This is a genomic window from Vibrio profundi, from assembly GCF_043642225.1.
GTDB classification, from domain to species: Bacteria; Pseudomonadota; Gammaproteobacteria; order Enterobacterales; family Vibrionaceae; genus Vibrio; species Vibrio profundi_A.
This window is the reverse complement of the sequence record NZ_JBHZSF010000013.1, coordinates 88,507-110,695: the sequence shown is the minus strand read 5'-3', so window position 1 is coordinate 110,695 and position 22,189 is coordinate 88,507. Positions and strand designations below refer to the sequence as shown.

Below are 22,189 nucleotides of genomic sequence, written 5' to 3'. Positions count from 1 at the left end.
TTATTTCAAAATTGAAACATTTCATTAATGATGTTTATAAATTATTGATTAACTAAATATTTAACTAAGTCTTGGATGACTAAATCGCTCTGAACAATGCCCAAGTGATCGGTATCAATGATGGTCGAAGCCTTCATGGAATTGAGTTTTGATAGCTCACCAGACAACCTTTCATGGCGTTTGATCGGTTGCCCGGCCCACCAGCAATGTAGAGATGTATTAACTTTGGGCAGCTCATATCCAGTACATAACGCACGCATATGTTGTTCGACAGACCAGCTAAATAGCATTTGCTGAGCATTGCTTGCCATATACTGATCAAACTGATTTTCAGACAGCCACGTTTCAAACGCTTCAGGCCACATTGGCGGTCTAACTGCATTCAGCAGCTGTAAGCATCGTTGCCCTTGTGACTCAGAAAGTTCGCCAAGTAGCATTGCGAGATGCTCTAGCAATTTTGCCTTAGAGGCAGGTGATTCCCATTGATCTTCTGCTATTTCAGTGCCTGGAACGTAGCAATCCAGCAAACCGCCAAACGCAATGTCATCACCGTTGTTCTCAAAACGTTTGATAAGTTCTTGGACCAAGGCGCCACCCAAAGACCAGCCGACAAGTCGGTATGGTCCGTTAGGTTGAAGTCGCTTGATCGTTTGATAGTAAACATCAGCCATATCAGAGAAAGAAGAATCAAATACATTGTGATACGCAAAGCTCTTAGACTTGATACCAAATACTGCCTTTTTACCCTCTAATGCTTGAGCAAGCTTTTGATAACCAGTCACACGCCCCGTCACAGGGTGGATACAAAACACAGGTTCTCGTTCGTCTGTCGTATCATTGAGTTTCTCGACAAGCTGCTCATCCGCTACTGCTGCCGTAGGCTGCGGGCTCGTGTTAATCAATTGAATGAGACAGGCTGTGTATTTTTCTGCTAGGTTTTGAATCGAATCAGAGGAGTAATGAGTCGTAGAAAATTCCCAAGCGAGCGTTAGCTTTCCAGATACAACCTGCGCATTTATGACTAACGGAGTCAGCATTTTGTTCAAACCAGATTGAGGGAGTCCCCCTTTCTCAATCGGCGTGCACCAATGAGCAAAACTGTTGCTCGAATACTGGCCTAAATAGTTGAATGTTGCTTGAGCCTGACAATCAGTTATCACGCCCTCATCAAGATACCGCGCCCCATAACCAATTCCTCCGTCACGTTTCACCATGCCTAGGTAATTTGCAGTACTGTCCAATACCGCCAACTGATCATCTTGGTATTGTCCAACCATCGGATAAAGACTCGTCGTCCAACCGACTAACCTTGATAGGTCTACGTCTCCAAACACAGACGCTTCTCGCCCGTGCCCTTCAAGGTAAACTGGAACTTCTTGCTGGTTTGAGCTGCCTAATGCCGATACCAGAGCACTGATAAGAATCGCTTGAACGTCGACGCCTAAATTGACGGTAGCTTCACGGAGTAAATATTGGGTATGTTCATTCGACAGTTCACTCTCAAAGACTTGGATATCTCGATAACGTGCTGGCTCGATTTGGGTACTAGAAACGCCTTCATAATGCCAAGTGTCTTGCATCAACTTCCCTTGATGGCTTTCACTCCACATTTCTAATGCATTCACCGCTTCATCAAGCGATGCTGATATTGGCATCAGATTTATAGGCTGACCAGATGCAACCTGCTGATACGCTTTCCATAAATCATCCAGCAGAATTCGCCATGACACCCCATCCACTGCCAAGTGATGAATCGCGATCAGCAATCGCTTCTCACCTGACGCCATTTGAGCATAGCCAGCTTGAATTAAGCGCCCAGCTCTAATGTCCATGCTTTGATGGATCTCTTGGGCAAAAGCCGAGAATTCGTCTTCAGTCAACGTCTCAGTTGTCCAAAGATACGTACGTGCTTCAAATGATTTAAAACGTTGCGTCCATTTCCCGTTATTAAAATCAAACGCTAGCCTCAAGCTAGGGTGAAGTTTAACCAGAGCCTGTAGCGCCAATTCCAAGTATTCAACATTCATCGTCTGCTTTAGTTCGACACAGACATGTTGATTCCAGTGATCCGGCTCAGGAAATTCCTGAGCAAAGAAGTGCGCCTGAATCGGCATTAAACCAAAGGACTGAACGGTTTCAACTCGCTCTTTCGTTGCTTTATGAACATCTAATGCGACGGCAAGATCAGATAAGGTTTTCGAAGAGAAAACTTGCTGAGGCGTAATGTTATAACCCGCAACCCGAACTTTGCTGACCATCTGCAAACATAGAATTGAATCACCACCTAGCGTGAAAAAGTTATCTGAACGACCGACGATAGGGATTCCTAGTAGATCCTGCCAAATTGAAGCGAGCAGAATTTCTTGTTCCGTTTCAGGTGCATCAGTCGCCGACTGCTCTATTAACACATTTGATATAGTAGGCAATGCATTACGATCTATTTTTCCAGCGGGTGTCAGAGGTAGCTTCTCCATCACCATTAGCTGACTTGGGACCATGTAATCAGGCAAGGTTTGCGAGAGTGCCGCGAGTATTAATTCAAAATCAAACACTTGCTTGTTAGGTGATTGCAGATAACCAAATAATTGTTTCTGGTTCCCCAGTTCTTTCGCTGCAACGACACAATGTTCAACTTGAGTAACCGCCTGAAGCTGGCTCTCGATTTCTCCTAGCTCAACCCTAAAACCACGTATTTTGACTTGTTGATCCGCACGGCCCATGTACTCCATGACATGATTGTCGTTCCATCGAACTAAATCGCCAGTGCGATACATACGTTCGCCATTTTGAGTAAACGGATCAGGTATGAACCTTTCAGAGGTTAAATGAGGCTGACCAAGGTACCCTCGCGCTAACCCTACTTCCCCTCCGATATAGAGTTCACCCACTTCTCCAAACGCAACTTTATTCAATTGTGAGTTCAAGATATAAAGTCGGCGTTCACCAACAGGGTTACCAATTGGCGCATAGGCGCTCTCTAATTTGTCTTCTGGGTAGGCACGCCAAATCATAGGGGTAACCACCGTTTCAGTCGGCCCATACCCATTAATGACTCTAGGAGGATTCACGACATTTTGCAGACGTTGATAAGTTTCAGCGGTAAAGGCTTCTCCCCCTAGCGTCCATGACCTAACATTGAGAGCAATGCCGGTATGCTCTATCCAATCGAGCAACGGACCCACATAGCTAGGAGGGAAACACGCAATCGTGACACTTTCTTGCTGAAGCACTTCGCAAGTTTGCTCTGCGCTCCATAGGCCTTGATCTCGAATCACAAGCTTACTACCAAAAGCCAACGGTACCGTCCAGCGCTCTACTGCTCCATCGAAACTGATTGAAGCAAAATGAAGCTCAACATCATTCGGTGTCATACCATACTGGTGACCAATAGTTTGAATATGCATAGACAAACCGATGTGGTTTACCGCGACACCTTTAGGTTTACCTGTCGACCCTGAAGTGTAAATGATGTAAGCCAATTGCTCGGGTAGCACCATAGTATCCAGTGTCGCTAGCGTGTTGTCCTTCATCAGGTCCGGCTCTAGTACAAGAGGCTTGGGTTGATTAAGAGATAAATCGAACTCCGAATGAATTTCGTTCCAACGCTGGGTTAACCCTTCTTGAGTGATCACCAAATCTGCACCAGAATCTTGAATCATGTAAGCCAAGCGTTCTGTTGGGTAATCAGGGTCGAGAGGTAAGAACGCGCCACCAGCTTTCATCACCGCTATCATTGCGATGAACATTTCAGGAGAGCGTTCAAATAACACCCCTGTCGCTTTATCCCTTGCAGCCCCTAATTCAACGAGTTGTTGAGCAAGGTTTGTTGATTCAGTTTCAACCTCTAAATAGGTGTACTCTTTATCATGATGTTTCAGCGCAATGGCATCCGGTTGTTCAGCCGCTTGATGTGAAATTAGCTCCATCACACTCTTAAATGTCCACGAGCCTTCGGGCTGACACAAAGTATTAAGCAGTGTAGAGTCTTGTTTTGAAAGTGTGTCAATTTGAACCATTGGCTGCTGAAGATAGGATTCGACTCCATCAATCATGCATTCCAACGTCGCATTCAGCTCTATCATTGACGCTTCACTGATACGATCAGCCGCGTAAGTCAGAACCACATTCGTCTTGTTTTCACTTTCACGAACATCCAAAGCGACGTCAAACAACGCAAATTGACCGCTTTGCGCTTGAGGGGACAGAGTTAGCTCTCCACCTAATTCAACGTTATCTGCTAGCTCGTTTTGATGGTTAAACAACACCTGAAACAGAGGCGTTTCGCCCGCTTTTCTCTCGGTAACTAATGCACTCACCAATTGGTCGAACGGCAAGAGTTGATGTTCTTGCGCACTCATGACTTTATGGTGTGCACTTTCTATTACCGTTGAAAGCGTCGTTTCTGGTTGAACAAACTGTTTGATGACCATGGTGTTCACAAAAAAGCCAATTAAACTCGCCACTTCATGACGCGTCCTATTGGCCATTGGCACCCCTACCGCAATATCGGCTCGTCCAGTTGTTTTTGCTAATGCGGCTTGCCAGAGTCCCAACCACAAGCTTGAAGTAGTGATAGAGTGCTGGCGTGCAATCTGCTTCAACTTCTCTGTTACAACACTATTTAGCGAATAACTAATCGCTTCAGCTACCCGTCTTTGATTAGGTTCGACGTTAGAGCTCCAAGGGTATAGCGCTTCTGAGTGCTCAGCCCCGAGTTCTTTCTGCCAAAATTCAATATGCTGCTGACCTTTTCCCGCATCCAAAAGGGCTTTTTGCCAATTAGAATAGTCACCGTATTGAATCGGTAGTTCAGATAACTCTAAGCCTTGATACAGAGAAATAAGTTCATTAAGAAAAACACCAATTGACCAACCATCTGAAACGATGTGGTGCATGACTATTTGCAGTGTCCAAGATGACTCTTCAACCTGTAGGCATTGCATGCGTATCGGTAAATCAAACTCCAAGTCAAATGCGTCTAAAACAAATTGATTTTGGAGCTCAGACTGTTGTTCTTCCGTCCATGTTCTCGCATCCACTACAGCAGGTGAAAGAGTCATCGCACTATCAACAAACTGGACAACATCATCTTGTTCTGTCGTCACAAACCTTGTTCTCAAGACTTGGTGGCGCTGCAAGACTTGATTGACGTAGCCCGTTAGCTTTGCGACATCGAGTTGGCCGGACACATTGAACGCCCCGGACATATGATAAGCGCTATTGCCTTTATCTAAACAATAGATATCCCAAAGGCGCTTTTGTGCAGGGGACAAACTTGCCGCTGTCGAAGTGTCACTTCCAACAATTGGGAGCTTCTCAAAATCTAACCCTTTCGCACTCAATAGTTCGATAAACTTGATTTGTTCTGGCTTTCCAAGCTGTAGAAAGCGTTTTGCTAATGCATGTTTGTCTATTTTTGCCGTACTCATAGCAGCTCCAATTCATCCATCAATGCTGCCATGGCATCGAATTCATCTTGTTCTTGTTCATTTTGTGTTTGAAATTTCGATTGCAAGCTGTCGGTTAAAGCCTGCAACGTTTTCGCTTCAAAAAAGTCTTTGAGTGCTATTTCAAGCCCCAATTCTTGTTGTGCTCTTGCCACCACCCGAGTAGCCAATAACGAGTGTCCGCCTAGCGCAAAGAAGTTGTCATCCAAACCAACTTGCTTGACTTCTAATACCTCCGCCCAGTTTTGTGTGAACCAAACTTCTAGCTCAGTTTCCGGAGCGCGGTATTCAATTGACTGCCACTCAGGCGCTGGGAGTGCTTTTCGGTCACGCTTTCCATTTGGCGACAACGGCATTTCCGATAACCCAATCACTATGGTTGGCACCATGTAATCCGGAAGGTGTTCAGACAAATGAGTTTTAATCAGCATTTCTTTGTTTGATTGCCATTCAGGGTCGACGATGTAACTCACCAACTGTTCACCTGTTTGATGCTTAAAAGCGATCACTGCCGACTCAACCACCCAATCTAGTTGGTTAATGACATTTTCAATTTCTTCAAGCTCAATTCGTAGCCCTCGAATTTTCACTTGATTATCCAAACGACCTAAATATTCATAGCGGCCATCTTCCATTTGAACGACTTGGTCACCCGTTCGATACAAACGGCTTCCCTCTTGCCCCCAAGGGTTAGGAATAAAACGATCAGCGGTTAGATCAGGTCTACCTAGATACTCGCGAGCCAAGCCAATGCCTGCTAAGTAAAGCTCTCCAGGTACACCATTTGGAACTGGGTTCCAGTTGTCATCCAAGACATAAAGCTGAGTATTGGAAATGGCATAACCGATAGGAATACGTTTAGAAACAGGTAATTCACATGGCCAGTAAGTCACATCAATCGCAGCTTCAGTTGGTCCGTAAAGGTTGTGCAATTCAACAGAAGACTGGGTCAGCACTTGCTCTGCAAGGTCAGCAGGTAGAGCTTCACCACTACAAACAATACGCTTGAGGCTAGTACATTCGGACATTTTCGTTTCAACCGAAAAGGCATTCAGCATCGATGGTACAAAGTGAATGGTTGTCACTTTTTCCTTTTGAATCACTTCAGATAAAGCAGTCGGCTGTCGATGAGAATCCGGTGGCGCGACGGCTAACCTTGCACCTGTCATCAGTGGCCAGAAGAACTCCCATACTGAAACATCAAAACTAAATGGTGTCTTTTGCAGCACACAATCAGACGGACTCAAGTTGTACTCTTCTTGCATCCAATTGAGGCGGTTTTGCAATGCGGCTTGGGTATTCACGACCCCTTTTGGCAAACCAGTCGAACCGGAAGTAAAAATGACATATAGCGCTTGGTCTGGATGCCAAGCCACTCTTGGTGATGTTATCTCCTGCTCCGCTAAATCCAAGGCGCTAATATCAATGTACTGACAAGCGTCGCTCTTCGGCCATAGGTGCATTGAGTTCGAATCGGTTAATAACAAATCGATATTCGCCGACTCTAAAATGTAATTAAGCCTTTCTTCAGGATAGCCAGGGTCAAGAGGCACATACGCACCGCCCGCTCTCGTGATCGCATGAAGCCCTATCACCAAATCAAATGAACGCTCTAACCCAAGACCAACACGAGTCTCAGCATTGACACCTTTATCCCTTAGCCAATTCGCCAGTTGATTAACGCGTTGGTTAAACTCTCTGTAAGTAAGAGACTGATCTTCCATAGAAAGCGCAATGGTGTCCGGCGTTTGTTCCGCTTGCTGCTCGATAGCTTGAGGCGGCGCTACAAATTGCCCCCAGTCGAGTTCAGTAGCATTAAACGCTTCTACTTGTTTCATGCTTCGCTCGTCAGACAGATGAACTTGCCCGACAAGTACATTTTGATTTTCTGAAACTTGAGTAAGTAGAAGTAGCCAGTGACTCAACATGGATTGCATCGTGCTCTCTGAGAACACAGGGGATACATAACTAATGAATCCACACCACTTATCTCTAGAAAGTTGCTGGATATCCATTGAGATTTCTAGCTGAGCATTCACCACGCCTGGGTCAAACGGTTCTACGTCCGCGCCATGCCAATCAAGAAGCTTTTCTGCATCAAAACTTTGGAAGTTAAAGCTCGTTTGGAATACTGGGTGATACTGTAAATTTCCGGTAATGCCTAGCGATTCCACTAACATTTCGAACGGGAAGTCTTGCCTTTCCAATGCCTGTTCGCTAAAGCGTTTAACTTGATTGAGTAACGAAGAGAACGAATCCTGAGAGTTGAAGTTGGCAGGGATCACCACGCTATTAATGAAACAGCCTTGCATTGACTGAGTTTCAGATTGAGTACGTCCTGCAACTGGCACTCCCACTCTCACTTGCTCGTGGCCTGAGTACTTGTGCATCAATAAATGCCACAGAGTCAGCATCACATTAAACGGTGTGGTGTGGTGAGAGCTAGAAAGTTGCTTCACAGCCTGAATTTGCTCTGTCGTTAGCTCAAAGTGCAGTCGATTGCCTTGGGTTTCTAGTTGCTCGCGTGGAACATCGCTATGCAGTACAAGAGGTTCAATATCGTGTTTTAACGCATTGAGCCACCACGATTTCTGCTGATTGGATTCCGGTGAATCTAGCCACTGTTGCTGCCATGCGACGTAATCGGCGTACTGAAGTCGGGTAGTGTCCACTGTCGCGGCGATATCTCCATTAACTGCTAACGCATAATGGTTAGAGAGCTCGCTAAGTAGGTGCTGCATTGATACACCATCAGCAATGATGTGGTGTACCACGATTAATAGTTCCGCTTGATGCTCGCTACACTGTACCCAATCGAAGCGAATCAGCGCCCCGTTTTCAAAGTCAAAAGGCTGTGCAATTAAGGATTCATAATAGCTTTCACGCTCACCTTGTATTGGTGAATGACATGCTATTTTTACTTCTCGCTTATCACAGATCGACTGCATTAACTCTCCATCAACTTGCGCAAAGTTTGTACGAAGAATTTCATGGCGTGCTACGAGCTGATTCACAGCAACTTGCAGCGCATCAACATCCACTTTGCCAGTAAAGCTAAGCCCTAAAGGCATATGGTAAGCAGCGCTGTTCGGCAACAGCTGTTGGACAAACCATAAACGTTTTTGTACCGCTGACGCAGGCATCAATGGCAAGCGCGCAGCCGCAACCATAGGCAGAACGTCAATCTCTTCTTTCACACATTGAGCCGCCAATTGCGCAAGCTCTGGAGTGTCGAATACGGCTTGGAGTGACAAACGAATACCGTCTTGTTGCTTGAGTCGACCCACTAGTTGTGTCGCGAGCAATGACTGCCCACCCAAAGCAAAGAAATCGTCATGACGCCCAATTTCCGTTTTGTTAAATAGAGATTGCCACTGCTTCGCTAATGCGATTTCTATCTCACCAATTGGAGAAACATATTCAACCGTAGACTCTGCTGACCATTTAGGTTCAGGTAAGCGCTTTTTATCCACTTTACTCGCTGGAGTCAGTGGAATTTTATCAAGCACCAATAACTGGCTTGGCACCATGTAGTCAGGTAGATCCGAAGCGAGTTCAGAGAGCACGGAATCTACAGAAATAGATTGTTCACTTTGGACGTAAGCCACTAACTGCTTTCCAGACGGGCTTTCACATGCGACCACCGCACATTGCTCAGATTGAGTAATGGTCTGTAAACGGGATTCAATCTCCCCTAATTCGACTCTAAAACCACGGATTTTGACTTGCTCATCGCTTCGCCCTAGGTATTCCATCACTCCATCGGCACGCCATTTTACCAAGTCGCCAGTTCGGTACATTCTTTCACCGTTACTCGCAAATGGATCTGGCAAGAAGCGCTCTGAAGTCATGTCTGGCCTTTCAAAGTAGCCACGAGCAAGCCCAACTTCTTCACCAATATACAGCTCTCCCGCCACTCCTAAAGGCACGCGATTTAAGGCACCATCAAGAACATACAAGGTTCGTGCGCCAACCGATGTACCAATTGGCGCATACGCGCTGTCCAAAGCGGTTTCAGGGTATGCTTCCCATATCATCGGTGTTACTACCGTCTCGGTCGGGCCGTAACCATTGATGATTCGCTTAGGCTTCAATACCGATTGCAGTTTGAAATAGGTATCTCTGGTAAATGCCTCACCACCTAAGGTCCAAGAGCGAACCTGTAGGTTTGGCTTCGCTCCTTCTATCCATTCTAATAACGGAAGGACATAACTTGGTGGGAAGCAGGCAATAGTGACTTGCTCTCTTTCAAGCACTTCACACGTTTGTTGGGCGCTCCAAAGCTGTTGATCGCGTATGACTAAACGGGAACCAAACGCCAACGGCACAGTCCAACGTTCGATCGCACCATCAAAGCTAATTGAAGCGAAGTGCAGTTCCACATCGTCTTTCGTCATACCGTAACGTTGACCGATGGTTTGAATGTGCATACTCAGGCCAGCTTGAGAGACACAAACCCCTTTCGGTTTACCCGTCGAGCCCGACGTATAAATCATATACGCCAGTTGATCCGGTAGTATCAAGGGTAAAGTTGATAACGTGGCAGACAGATCGAGCGAGCTGTAGCTTACTGTCGTCGCTTGATTAGCAATTTCGCTGGCGAGAAGCTCACTGGTTTCGTCGTGTATGAGCACTCGGGCACCGCTATCTTCCACCATGTAGTTCAAACGTTCTGTCGGATAAGATGGATCTAGTGGCAAGAATGCTGCCCCAGCTTTCATTACACCCATCATGGCGACAAGCATGTTGCAATCGCGCTCAAATATCACGCCAACAATGTCTTCACGTCGAATACCTAACTGAATCAGTTCAGCAGCGACGCCGTCACTTTGCGTATTAAGCTGCTCATAGCTTAACGAAACTCGTTGAGTGCCATTGGCTTGCTCAAGGTTTGAGGCTAGTGCTTCCGCAAGCGGTTGAACTTTCGCTTGCTCCGAAACCAAGCTTGTAAAAGGTGTAAATGACCAGCTTTCTGCTTCTTTTTGAAAGCTCTCTAGCGTTGCAAGTTGGGTAGTTTCTAAATCTGGAATTTGGCCAAGATGACTATCGACTAGTTCGACCAACTGCTCCAAATAATGTCGATTGGTCGCTGAAAGCGCTTCAATCTGTTGAGCTGAAAATTTACTTTCATCGAAAGCAAATACAATGCGTAACGAATCACTTGGCAAAATAGCCAATGTGAGTGGGTAATGCGTGAATTCGTAACTTTCAGGTTCTCCAACCAAAAGTTCCCCTTCCCCATTCAATAACGTTTCGTCTAAAGGATAATTCTCAAATACCACCAAGGTATCGAACAAGTTTTCCCCTGACCATCCAGTCTGTTTTTGAATATCAGACAGCGAAGAAAAGCTGAACTCGCGCTGCTCACTCGAAGCTCGCTGTATCCCTTGCAGCCAGCTAGACACTGACTTCGTGAGATCAACGCTATGAGTGATAGGCAATGTATTAATAAACAAGCCAACCATCGAATCACTGTGTGCAAGATCCGTTGGACGACCTGCTACGGTATTGCCAAATATCGGTGAAGTTTGTCCGGTAAATCTGTGTAGAGTAAGCAACCACGCAGCTTGCGTGAGGGTGTTAAGTGTTACTCCCGCTTGATTCAGTTTTGGAAGCCAAGAACCAATCACCTCTTTCGAGAAGTCATCGTTATGGCGCACAAATTTAGGCTCTACAACAGCGCTCTTTCCATAGGACTCCGCCAATCGAGTTGGAGATTCGATTCCTTGTAGGTATCGTTGCCAATATTCGTTCGATAACTCAGTGTCTTGCTTTTCCACCCACGCTAAATAGTCTGAGAACTCCGCTTTCACCGCGGTAAGTGTACGACCGTGGTACTGAGCAAATAAGTCGCTCAGCAACACGCCAGTACTCCAGCCGTCCATTAATATGTGGTGGATGGTAAACACACATTGAACATGCTCATCACTGGTTTGAACAAAATCGACGCGCCAAAGCGGTTTAACCGACTCCTTATCAAGGCCCTGTTCCAATAAGAAACCCTGATTCACTAATTCCTCTTTAAAGCCCTCCACATCAAAATGTTTACGTTGGCGAACATCGTGTAGATAAGATTCTAATTTCAGTTCTGACCACTCTGCCATGTAGGCATTGCCATCAAATGAGAACAAAGTAGAACGCAGCATCTGATGTCGATCCATCACACTTTGCCACGCGACCATCATCTTAGACACGTTCACATTGGTAAGCGGCAAAGTAATTTGGTTAACGTAGGTACTATCGCTATCGGAAAGTTTTGCGTGAAAATAAAGCCCTTGCTGCAACGTCGATAGAGGCAACAAAGTGTTCGGAAGCGAAGATTGGCCTTTTGCTTGAACGCACAAATCATCCAACTGCGGCTGCGAAAAATCGACAAGTGGCGTGTCGGCTTTGGTCAGCGCGGGTGAGGCACTTTTGAACAGCTTAGACAGTAGTTCAACACTGCCCTTTAGTGCCAAGCGTAATGATTCTATATCTAACTTAGGTGCGCACGCCTCATCCAGCTCGATTGCAAATTTAAGCTGTTGGGCTTCTGCAGAAACATTGAACACAATCGCCGCGTCAGCTTTGCTTTCATCGTCTCTCCATAAACCGGCATTATTTACCTTAACCGAATCACTAAACTGCTGACTTGAATTCCCCAGGTAATTAAACAATACATCTAGCGAAGAGGCATGAGGCCACAGGCCCTGTGCCACACCAGCATGATAAGTCGTCCCTCCTACACCATCTGTATCAAAGTTATCCTTGATAGCTTTAACCCAACTTGCTAACTCTGTCTGTTCAGGAATGAATTGAGGGTATAAAGAGGTATACCAGCCAACGGTACGGCTGAGATCAAGCCCTGACGACTCGGTAAATCGGCCATGGGATTCTCGGTGGATCGTAAACGGCCCTTGAGTATTTAACGTACTGAGGGACAGAGCTGAAGCAAGGAAAACCACTTGCTCTTGTGTCAATCGCGCAAACTCGAAACCCGCTTTCACTAACTGGCTTAACTCGGCATTCTCCATTGTCCATTCGCTAACTCGCGGTGTACCGCGTTTGTTTGGATACAAAGGAGAACTAATTTGCTTCTGCCAATAAGACTGTTGCTCTTGAGTGATTTCCAATGACTTAAGCGTATCTAACCAATTACCTTGATGATGGGTTTTGGGTGCTAGCGTAATCTGCGTTCCTTTTAGCTCCGCGTCATACAGTTTTGCTAAGTCTTCAATAAGTACAGGCCAAGACAAGGCATCCACCACTAAGTGGTGGATGGACATCAGCACTTCGCTTGAACCAGTCTGTTCCAAGGGTTTGGCCCCAACAGAAAGGCTGATGCCTTTGGCCAAGTTAATTTCCTTTTGGACATGCTCAACATCAATTTGTCGATCAAACTCGGTCAGCACAAAACATGGTGCATCGCTGTAGGTAGCGTGGTCTTGCAAAGAAAACTGCAATCTCAGAGCATCATGATGTAACGATAACTTGCGCAGCGCGGCAGTCATACACTCTGTGTCGACAGGAAACGCCCACTCGAATTGAATATATTGATTACAAAGACTTAACTGGTAATGCTCAATAAATCGCGACTGGATTGGAAGTAACTTAGTTTCTCCTTCCAATATCGCTTGTTCAGCGGTAACAAAGTGCGCTTCTTCTAGCTGTTCAGCCATCTGTTCAAGCTTCGGGTAATCAAACACCTGTTTTGGCGTGAGTCTATATCCGATTTGACGTAACTTACCTACCAGTTGCAGCGCCATGATTGAATCGCCACCAAGGGCAAAAAAGTGATTGTTCGATCCAACTTGGTTTACTTTAAGTAACTCACACCATAACCCGGCCAGTGCCCTTTGCTTTTCGGTTTTCAACTCACCGTCAGCTTCTGAAACGTCACTCCAATCAGGGGCTGATAGCTGCTTGCGGTCTACTTTTCCAGCCGGTGTTATCGGAAGCTTTTCTTGAATTAGGATCCGCGAAGGCACCATATAATCTGGAAGCGTTTGGCTTAGCTCAGAGATCCAACGTGACTCAACCTCGTCACTCGCGGTTGGTAACTGCACGTAACCAACCAGTTTTTTTCCTGTCGGAGAATCATGATCGACTACGGCACACAGCTCAGCATCAGACAAAGATTGCAGCTGAGACTCTATTTCCCCTAACTCGACTCGGAATCCACGAATTTTAACTTGATGATCGACTCGTCCTAAGTACTCCATCACGCCATCTTCGCGCCATTTCACCAAGTCTCCTGTGCGGTACATTCGTTCGCCATCGTTTGAAAAAGGATCTGGCAAGAAGCGTTCTGAAGTCAGGTCCGGTCGTTTTAGGTAACCTTCAGCCAAACTGACTTCCGAACCAATATACAATTCCCCAGCGCAACTTAATGGGACTCGATTAAGTTCGGCGTCAAGGATGTATAACTTACGATCGCCTACGGCATGTCCAATAGGAGCGTAAGCGCTAGTCATTGAATCCTCTGGGTACGCGGCCCAAATCATCGGTGTGATAACGGTTTCCGTTGGCCCATAGCCATTGATAATTCTTGGAGGCGCGATAACCGATTGAATACGTTCAAAAGTGTCTCGAGTAAACGCTTCGCCACCCAGTGTAATTGAGCGTAGAGCCAAATTAGGATTTTCAGTTTCTACCCAATCAAGCAATGGACCCACATAACTTGGCGGGAAACACGCGATCGTCACCTTTTCACTTTCTAACACATCACACGTTTGTTCTGCCGTCCAAAGTTCTTGGTCACGAATCACCAACTTAGCGCCAAATGCCAGCGGTACCGTCCAACGCTCTACCGCACCATCGAAGCTGATCGAAGCAAAATGCAATTCTACGTCGCTTGGCGTCATACCATAACGCTGTCCTATCGTTTGGACATGCATGCTCAAACCTTCGTGAGAGATAGTCACGCCTTTTGGCTTACCCGTCGAACCAGAGGTATAGATGATGTAAGCCAGCTCTTCAGCTAATGGCTGGCGAAACCGATGACCAACGGGAAGTTCCGAAAAACGAATGTCGTCTAAACACAATGGAGAAACTAGCGTATTCCCTTCCACCACATCGCTGCATCTATCATTGGATTTTTTATGGGTTAGTACTAACTCTGCACCGCTGTCTTCTAACATGTAGCTCAAGCGCTCAGTCGGGTAATCAGGGTCAAGCGGTAAGAAAGGCGCGCCTGCTTTTAGCACAGCGATCATAGAGACAATCATATCGACACCACGCTCCATCATCACCCCGACAGGCGCTGTGAGCGACGCCCCTTTTGATAAAATGGCATGAGCTAACTGATTGGAACGAGTTTCTAGCTCTAAATAACTGAGCTGTTCATTCTGGTGCTTCAGTGCAATGCTGTCTGGCGAGTGAGAAGCCTGTTGAGAAACCAACTCAGTGAATGATCGATAGCTCCAAGAATGATCGCTCTGCCCGAACTGATCAATCAAGCGCATGTCTGTGTTGGATATTGCATTGAGTGAAGCAACAGCTGAACTTGGCGCTCCAACAATAGCAGTTAGATTGGATTGAAAGCTTTCGATGAATTTACTAATGAATGGGCGCGTAAACTTTTCTTTTGCATACACAAAGCGAAGCGGCGAATTACCCTTGTTTACAACATCTAAAACAATCTCGAAAGGCGTTTCCAGAACAGGAAATTCTTCAAATTCACTTTTCACATGACCCGCTTGAATTGCGAGCTTATCGCCATGATTTCTAAAGTTGATTGCTGTGGTAGGAAAAGTTTGATCGCCAACGAGCAGCTCTAACGGTGTCGCTTCAAACCCTAAAGAAGATTTCATTGAAGCTTTAGTATTGGCGACAAGGCTTGAAAGAGTATCTTCCGCTTCAATTTGATAACCCATTACCGCGCTATTTACATAAAACCCGACAGTGCGACGGTTTTTCGAATTCCTATTCAGAGCGGGTACACAAATCGATGGGTGAATATTGGATGAATACTGGCGAAGCGTTAACATCATTGCGGACGCCAATACTTCAAACTTCGTCGCGCCTAATACACGACCAGTCTCTTTGACTAATTCGTTCAGTTCATCGGAGACAGTAAACAGCTCATGCCTCGCTGTGTAAGCATCTTGAGATAAATCGTTCAAACTTGGTAAAACAACCGAATCTTCACCGATGAAACGGTGATTTACCCAATCGGTTCTTTGTTGCGCGACGTGCTCCGATTTTTCAGCACTCACCTGCTCAGACGCATATTCTAGATAAGTTTGCGCCACTCTTGAGCGATAAGACTTACCCGCAACAAAATCCACCAGCGTTTTGATAATGATCTGTAACGACCACGCATCCGTCACAATGTGATGAGTCGCCAAAAGCACAGCAAATTTCTGATCTGTAAACTGATAAATGCAACTTCGAGCCAGTTTGCCTTCCGTTAGGTCAAACGGCTGTTGCCAACGCTCACGCGCGTTGCTTTGAATATATTCGACAGGATTTGCTTCTTCTCTTACATCTAACAAATCATAGTTAACCGCTGTATGCGGCAACACGCGTTGGGCTGCTTTTCCGTCAATTTCAGCGAATTGTGTGCGCAGAGAAGGAAACGCATCCACTGTATTATTGAGCGCTTGCTGCAGAGTATTAAGGGTGATGCCCTCCCCTTCAAACCATAATACCCCACCAACGTTATACGCTAAGCTAGAAGGCTGTAATTGCTGGAATAACCAAAGACGCTGCTGAGAGAAAGAAAGCGGATTCCAAGCGGTAACGGAATCCAAAGATTGATGCTCATCCACTGACATTTTATTACCTGAAGACAAAATTTGGTTGTAGCAAACCGCTATTTACGCTTCGAGCGCAAATAGTCGGTCGGTTTACTAAGAATTAGAGTCGGTTTAGCTTTCGAGCGCTTCTATTGCGTCGCGTAAGCTCTTAGGACGCATATCGGTCCAAACTTCGCTGATATGTTTAAGGCAAAGCTCCTTGTTGCCTTTGACACCAACTTCCGTCCACCCATTAGGGACAGGATGATAAGTTGGCCAAATGCTGTATTGCTCTTGGGCATTTAATACCACGGTGAATTCTGTATTTGGGCTATCAATACTCATTTTTTCCTCAACTAACTTTCTATTTTTATTGTGTTTTTATAACTGCTTAAGCCACTACACTTTCTAGTGCTTGGTGTGCTTGAGCTAAATTCCCTTTGCTTAATTCGACAAGGTGCCCCGTATCCATTTTGAATATTCGGTCGGCAGCATCGAAATAAGCGTCATCATGAGTAATCGCAATCACTGTCACGCCCCGTTCTTTGAGCAATGGCAATAACTGACGATAAAACAGTTTTCTAAACCTTGGATCTTGGTCGGCGGCCCATTCATCAAGAAGAATGCAGCCACGTTTTTCAAGTACCGCCATCATCAGAGCCAAGCGCTTTCTTTGCCCTTGCGAATAACGAACGTCACTCAGTTTTCCATTTTTGTGGTTAACTTTATGGGCCATCTCTAGACGAATCATCCATTCATCAATCTCAGTTTCAGAGATGTCGAGTCCTTCACCATCGACAATTTTGTGGAAAAGGTGAAAGTCACTGAATACCGAAGAAAATTGATAACGATAGTCCTGCCAATCTTTCTGGGTAATTTCAGAGCCATCGACAAAGACTCGTCCAGAGTGCGGGCGATATAAACCAGTAAGGAGCCTAGCAAACGTCGACTTTCCACTACCATTACCGCCAATAATAAAAATGTGTTCACCGCGCTCAATTTTGAAGTTGATTGGTCCAACACCAAATGCGTCATCATCACCGTCAGATTGATACTGATAACGAACACTCGATAGCTCAAGGGACTGAAAAACTTTAGTTCTTGCGGTTTTAGGATTCAGCTCGCGCTGCTCATCCAACTGTAATGAAGCTAATTTCTTCATGGAAATATTGGCGGTTACTAGGGTCGGCAATGATCCAACCGCTGACATCAATGGCGTTCTCATAAACAGCACGATCAAAGCGAACGTTGATGCCACTTCCAAGGTTGCCCAGCCTAGACCTGTCGCCAAGTAAAAATTCAACCCGATGAGCGCCAACACCACAGTATTAGCCATGTTGGCTGCAAAGCCATTCAATATATCCGCTTGCGTCACTTCATTGCGGTACCCTTCCGCATTGGCAGAAAACTCTTCATCAAAATAGCGTTTAGCACGAAAAGGGTTGAGCGACAGCTCTTTTCGGCCATCAATGAGGGATTGGTAATCGTGATACAGTTTGTCGTCATATTCACGGACTTGCCTTACGTGTTTGGTAATCTTGGTCACTAAAACGTAGCCAATCACACCCGTTAGGGAAAGCAAGAGCACGCTCACACCAAACAGTGGTGCAGACAGAAATGCTAAGTATGCTAGCGCGACTAGCGTCAGCACTAACCCGTAAACTAACTCGGGTAAATGAACAAAAGCGATGGTGATGTTGCGAATGTCAGTGTTCAACGACGCCAGCACCCCTGCGCTACCCACTTTTTCGACTTGCTCAATGTCTGTGTTGAGTAGTTGAGAGACTAACTCGCAACGCTTGTTGTAAACGAATTTATGCCCAAGCTTATGCAATGAGACTTGAGCGATTGTTGCTGTTACTAATAACAAAACAAGTAAAACAGAAAACTGAATTAGCGTTCCAGAAAGAGAATCACTGACGCCTAACAACTTATGTTGAATGAAAGCAATCACCCCAACACTTAGAAATGCACTCACTACGCTCAGTAAAATGACAAACGAAAGTGCTTTTTTTTGTTTTTCCGCCAGTAATAGGATCAAACCCATCGTTTAAATACCACTTAATTAATTACTATTGTGATTATCATTATCATTAAAGACTTATGTAATCCCTTACTATCGACCTGCAAAAACCAACGCTAGCGTGGTAGCAAGCTCATTGCTGTCGAGCAAACTTACCTAACTTCCTAGGTATCAAAGCTTTCTTAGTCCCCACATTAAGTACATACCGCCAATGATGGACGCAACCAACCCAGCAGGTATTTCTTGTGGGTATAGCCATTGTCTACCTAGCCAGTCCGAAAACAGCATTAGAGCCATCCCTATCAGTGAAGCACAAATAAGATGTTCTTTAGCACGGCTATAACCAAATAACCTCGCCATATGAGGAGCCATTAACCCAACAAAACTTAGCGGCCCGACTACCAAAGTGGCACTCACGGTTAGGCTCGCAACCAGAATCAGTAACAGGACGCGAGATCTAGGCACATTAAGCCCTAAAGACTGTGCGCTCGACTGCCCGAGCGGTAACACATCTAACCATCGCGCACAGATAAAGCCTAACGAAATAAATACAGCTGACGAAATAAAGAGTGGCAGTAAGGTCTCTTCCGTGACGTAATACGTAGAACCCGATAACCATGCCAGCACTTGATAACTTCTAGGGTCGCCACCCGCTAACACAAAACTTTGTACCGCGTTCATAAGCGCAGTGATTGCAACACCCGTCAATAGAACTCGTTCAGGTTGGAAGCCAGATTTCTGATTGAGAAGCACTATGATGCCTAATGTACAGATCGCCCCGACGAAGCCGCCAACATAAAGTCCAATAACACTCGTTCCTAATCCTGTAAAAATCGCGATGATCAGACCCAAAGCCGTACCAGAACTGATGCCGATTACCTCTGGGCTCGCCATTGGGTTACCACTTAAACGCTGAACAATGGTGCCCGCTACCGCTAGCATCCCACCAGCTAATGCTGCTGCAATTAACCTGGGTAAACGCCACTCAAGCAATACCCACTCTTTGGAAACCAATAACCAGCTCCAGCCCTCTGTTTGTAAAGAGAACAGACTAAACAACACAAGCGCAGAAAAAATGAGTAGAGTCGCTAAAACAACCGAGTTTTTATTGAGTTTAGAAGCCACTTCAGACTGGCGAGTTAATACTGTTTGAGTTTGCGCCTGACTTTTCATCGATAACTTAGGCAGCAACCACAATAGTAACGGAGCACCCAAAGCCGCTGTCGCCGCACCTGTTGGAATGATCATCGACATTAAACCTGGAAGTTGCTGAATCACTAAATCCGTTAAGCTCAATAGCAAGCCGCCAAGCAACATAGAGACTAGTAACTTAGGTACCAAACGGTGCACGCCCATTAGACGCGCTAGTGCGGGTGCGGCTAGACCTACAAAGCCAATCACACCTACGGCACTGACGACCCAAGCGGTAAGCATTACTGCCAAGCCAAGACATACAATTCTCAATTTTGGCAGTGATACCCCTAGGCTCTTTGCCCCTTGTTCGGAAAGCTGTAGCAAACTCAGTGGTTTCACAAATAAAAAGGCAACAACGATAGCGATAGCAAGTCGAGGGGCGATATATTGAACATCTTCCCAGCCAGTTTGAACCAAAGAGCCAGCTCCCCAGATCATTAATCCGCTTAACTTGTCTTGATTCATCATCAATAAAACCGTGCTGACAGCACCGCAGTAAAGGTTTACAACCAAACCCGACACAATCACCACCGTTGGTGACAGTGCTCTTCGCCAAGACAGCGCGAACACAAGCCCGATTGTCGCGATGCCACCAATCAGAGCGACGAGTGAATATGAAAACTCAAGTAACCAAGGGGCGTATAACGTCGCTAACATCAAAGCAAAACTGGAACCACTCGCCACACCTAGCGTGGAAGGCGATGCCAATGGGTTTCTTAACACCTGCTGCATTAGCACACCCGCTACCGCCAAAGCGGCGCCAGACAACAGCGTTGTGAACAACCTAGGCCACCAAGCCAAATGCTGTTTAACCGACTCAGCAGATGAAAAATCAGGATTCCATAAGCTGTTTAAACCATTCAAGCCCGTTTGAGAGAGGGAAAGTTGTTGACCGACTAAGATTAAAGTAGAGGCAATGAGCAGGCCAAAAACGCCAAGGGTTAGTGTTCTCATCGCGCCTCTCCTTTGTTCAGAGCAATTGAAACAAAACCAGCAAACCTTGTTGCCGATGGAATCGCGCCAAAACTCCAAACTGGAGGAATTTGCAATGCAGGGTAGCCCGATTCTTTAACAATATATTGCCAAAATTGATTCTCTTTTAGATGTTGCTCTGTGCCTGCAGGGAGTGGCTCAACGATCACAATCTGCCCTTTCACCCCAATTAATTTATCTACACCAACGAGGCCAAATCCCCATGAATTGGTTTTACCTTTCCAAGCCGATTCTAGACCTATTTGATTTATTGAAGTTTTGTAGAGGCTGTTCTCACCGAAGACCCTAACATGATTTGTGTCCATGAACTGAACCATAAGTAACGGTGGGGTTTGCTCTGGTAGGGTTTTCTTTAGACGAGAAAACTCATCTTGAGCGGCGACAATTAACGCTTCAGCCTCTCGTTGCTTGTCTGCAACCTTTGCCAACTTTCGAGTGACATTTTCAAAAGCCGACCAATCAATATTGCCCTCACGATAAAGGCCAATATTAGTCACGGGAGCAATCTTATTAAGCTGCGTTTCTAATGAAGAAAACATTGGAGAAATTAGTATATGGTCTGGCTGCAATTCGTAGATGCGCTCTAAGTTCGGCTGTGTACGCAAGCCTACGTCGGGCACTGCAGAAGGAATGACCGGAGATTTGACCCAAGAGTTATAGTCCGCCTTTTGTGCGACCGCGACAGGCGTCACGCCAAGCGCTAATAAAGTCTCGGTTTGAGTCCAATCTATCGACATCACACGCGGGCCTGCATCACTACCCTGCGTGTTCGCAGTCGCGGCACTGCTCAAGCATAATAAAGTGCAAAATAGCAGATTGTTCAATCGCGTTTTTTTTAACAGTTTAACCATTATGCCGGCTCCAGATCGCCAGGCATTGCAACTGGGTACCCTGCTGCATGTTCAGTGATGCACATGGGAACGCCATAAATATCTTTTAATGTCGACTCTTGGAATACTTGTTCTACCGTCCCTTCAATCATGAGCTCGCCACTATGAAGCGCGATAATATGATCGCAAAATCGAGCGGCCATATTAATATCGTGAATCACAATGATCACAGTGAGCTCTAACGTACGACTTAACGTTCGAATTAGGGACAGCATTTCAATCTGATGGCTGATATCAAGAGCGGCCAGAGGCTCATCTAGCAATAGGTATTTCGTTCTTTGCGCTAAAAGCATCGCTAACCATACACGCTGCCTTTCACCACCAGACAGGGTGTCGACTAATCTATCGGCATACTTTTTTGTATCAGTCAGCTCCATGGCTTCGGTGACGTACTGCTTATCTTGTTTTGACAGTCGCCCCAATAGACCATGCCAAGGGTATCGTCCAAAGCTGACAAGATCATGCCCTGATAAACTGTCTGTTGAAGGGAGATGTTGTGGTAAATACGCAACTTGCTGAGCGAATTCTTTATCGGACCATTTTGAAACAACCGTTCCGTTAAGCAAAATGTTGCCTGAAGTCGCATCCTGTTGCTTTGCTAACAGCTTAAGTAAGGTAGATTTTCCTGAACCGTTGTGTCCGACCAAAGCATAGATTTTGCCCTGTTCGAAAGACGTATTGAATTTCTTCAGCAGTTCCTTGTTCCCTACACTAAAACCGAGTTCCTTTGCTTCAAGCATACCTTCAACCTTACAAACACAACATTCACCTAGCTTTAAAGAGCCAGAAACATATTCATACAATCATTAACAGAAACGCTTTTATACACTTGAGAAAATTCAAATGCAAACAATTTTCATTTAGATTATCATGTATATCATTCTGGTTTTTCCATAGTATTTATAGGGTTAGGGTTTGATTAGC

The 22,189-nt window shown here is 45.6% G+C and carries 7 protein-coding genes; all 7 read right to left on the bottom strand.

Going from position 1 to position 22,189, the window contains the following annotated elements:
• Positions 1 to 41 precede the first annotated feature (41 nt).
• On the bottom strand, positions 42 to 5,429 hold the full coding sequence (locus tag ACHUFI_RS17790) for a non-ribosomal peptide synthetase (RefSeq protein ID WP_394251544.1): 5,388 nt from the start codon (positions 5,427 to 5,429) through the stop codon (positions 42 to 44).
• The gene (locus ACHUFI_RS17785) at positions 5,426 to 16,204 is read right to left on the bottom strand and encodes an amino acid adenylation domain-containing protein (protein WP_394251542.1); all 10,779 of its coding nucleotides are present in this window, start codon (positions 16,202 to 16,204) and stop codon (positions 5,426 to 5,428) included. The genes ACHUFI_RS17790 and ACHUFI_RS17785 overlap by 4 nt, the downstream gene beginning before the upstream one ends.
• Before the next feature lie 93 nt (positions 16,205 to 16,297).
• Entirely contained in the window at positions 16,298 to 16,510 is a 213-nt protein-coding gene (locus ACHUFI_RS17780) for an MbtH family protein (RefSeq protein ID WP_394251540.1), read from the bottom strand.
• Positions 16,511 to 16,556: 46 nt separating this feature from the next.
• On the bottom strand, positions 16,557 to 18,212 hold the full coding sequence (locus tag ACHUFI_RS17775; protein WP_394251538.1) for a multidrug ABC transporter permease/ATP-binding protein: 1,656 nt from the start codon (positions 18,210 to 18,212) through the stop codon (positions 16,557 to 16,559).
• 147 nt (positions 18,213 to 18,359) lie between these two features.
• A complete protein-coding gene (gene fhuB / locus ACHUFI_RS17770) occupies positions 18,360 to 20,336 on the bottom strand; it encodes a Fe(3+)-hydroxamate ABC transporter permease FhuB (protein WP_394251536.1) in 1,977 nt (658 codons plus the stop codon).
• Positions 20,333 to 21,226, bottom strand: coding sequence for an ABC transporter substrate-binding protein (locus ACHUFI_RS17765; RefSeq protein WP_394251534.1), 894 nt, complete (start codon positions 21,224 to 21,226; stop codon positions 20,333 to 20,335). The genes fhuB and ACHUFI_RS17765 overlap by 4 nt, the downstream gene beginning before the upstream one ends.
• On the bottom strand, positions 21,226 to 22,005 hold the full coding sequence (locus ACHUFI_RS17760) for an ABC transporter ATP-binding protein (protein ID WP_394251532.1): 780 nt from the start codon (positions 22,003 to 22,005) through the stop codon (positions 21,226 to 21,228). The genes ACHUFI_RS17765 and ACHUFI_RS17760 overlap by 1 nt, the downstream gene beginning before the upstream one ends.
• Between the last annotated feature and the right edge of the window lie 184 nt (positions 22,006 to 22,189).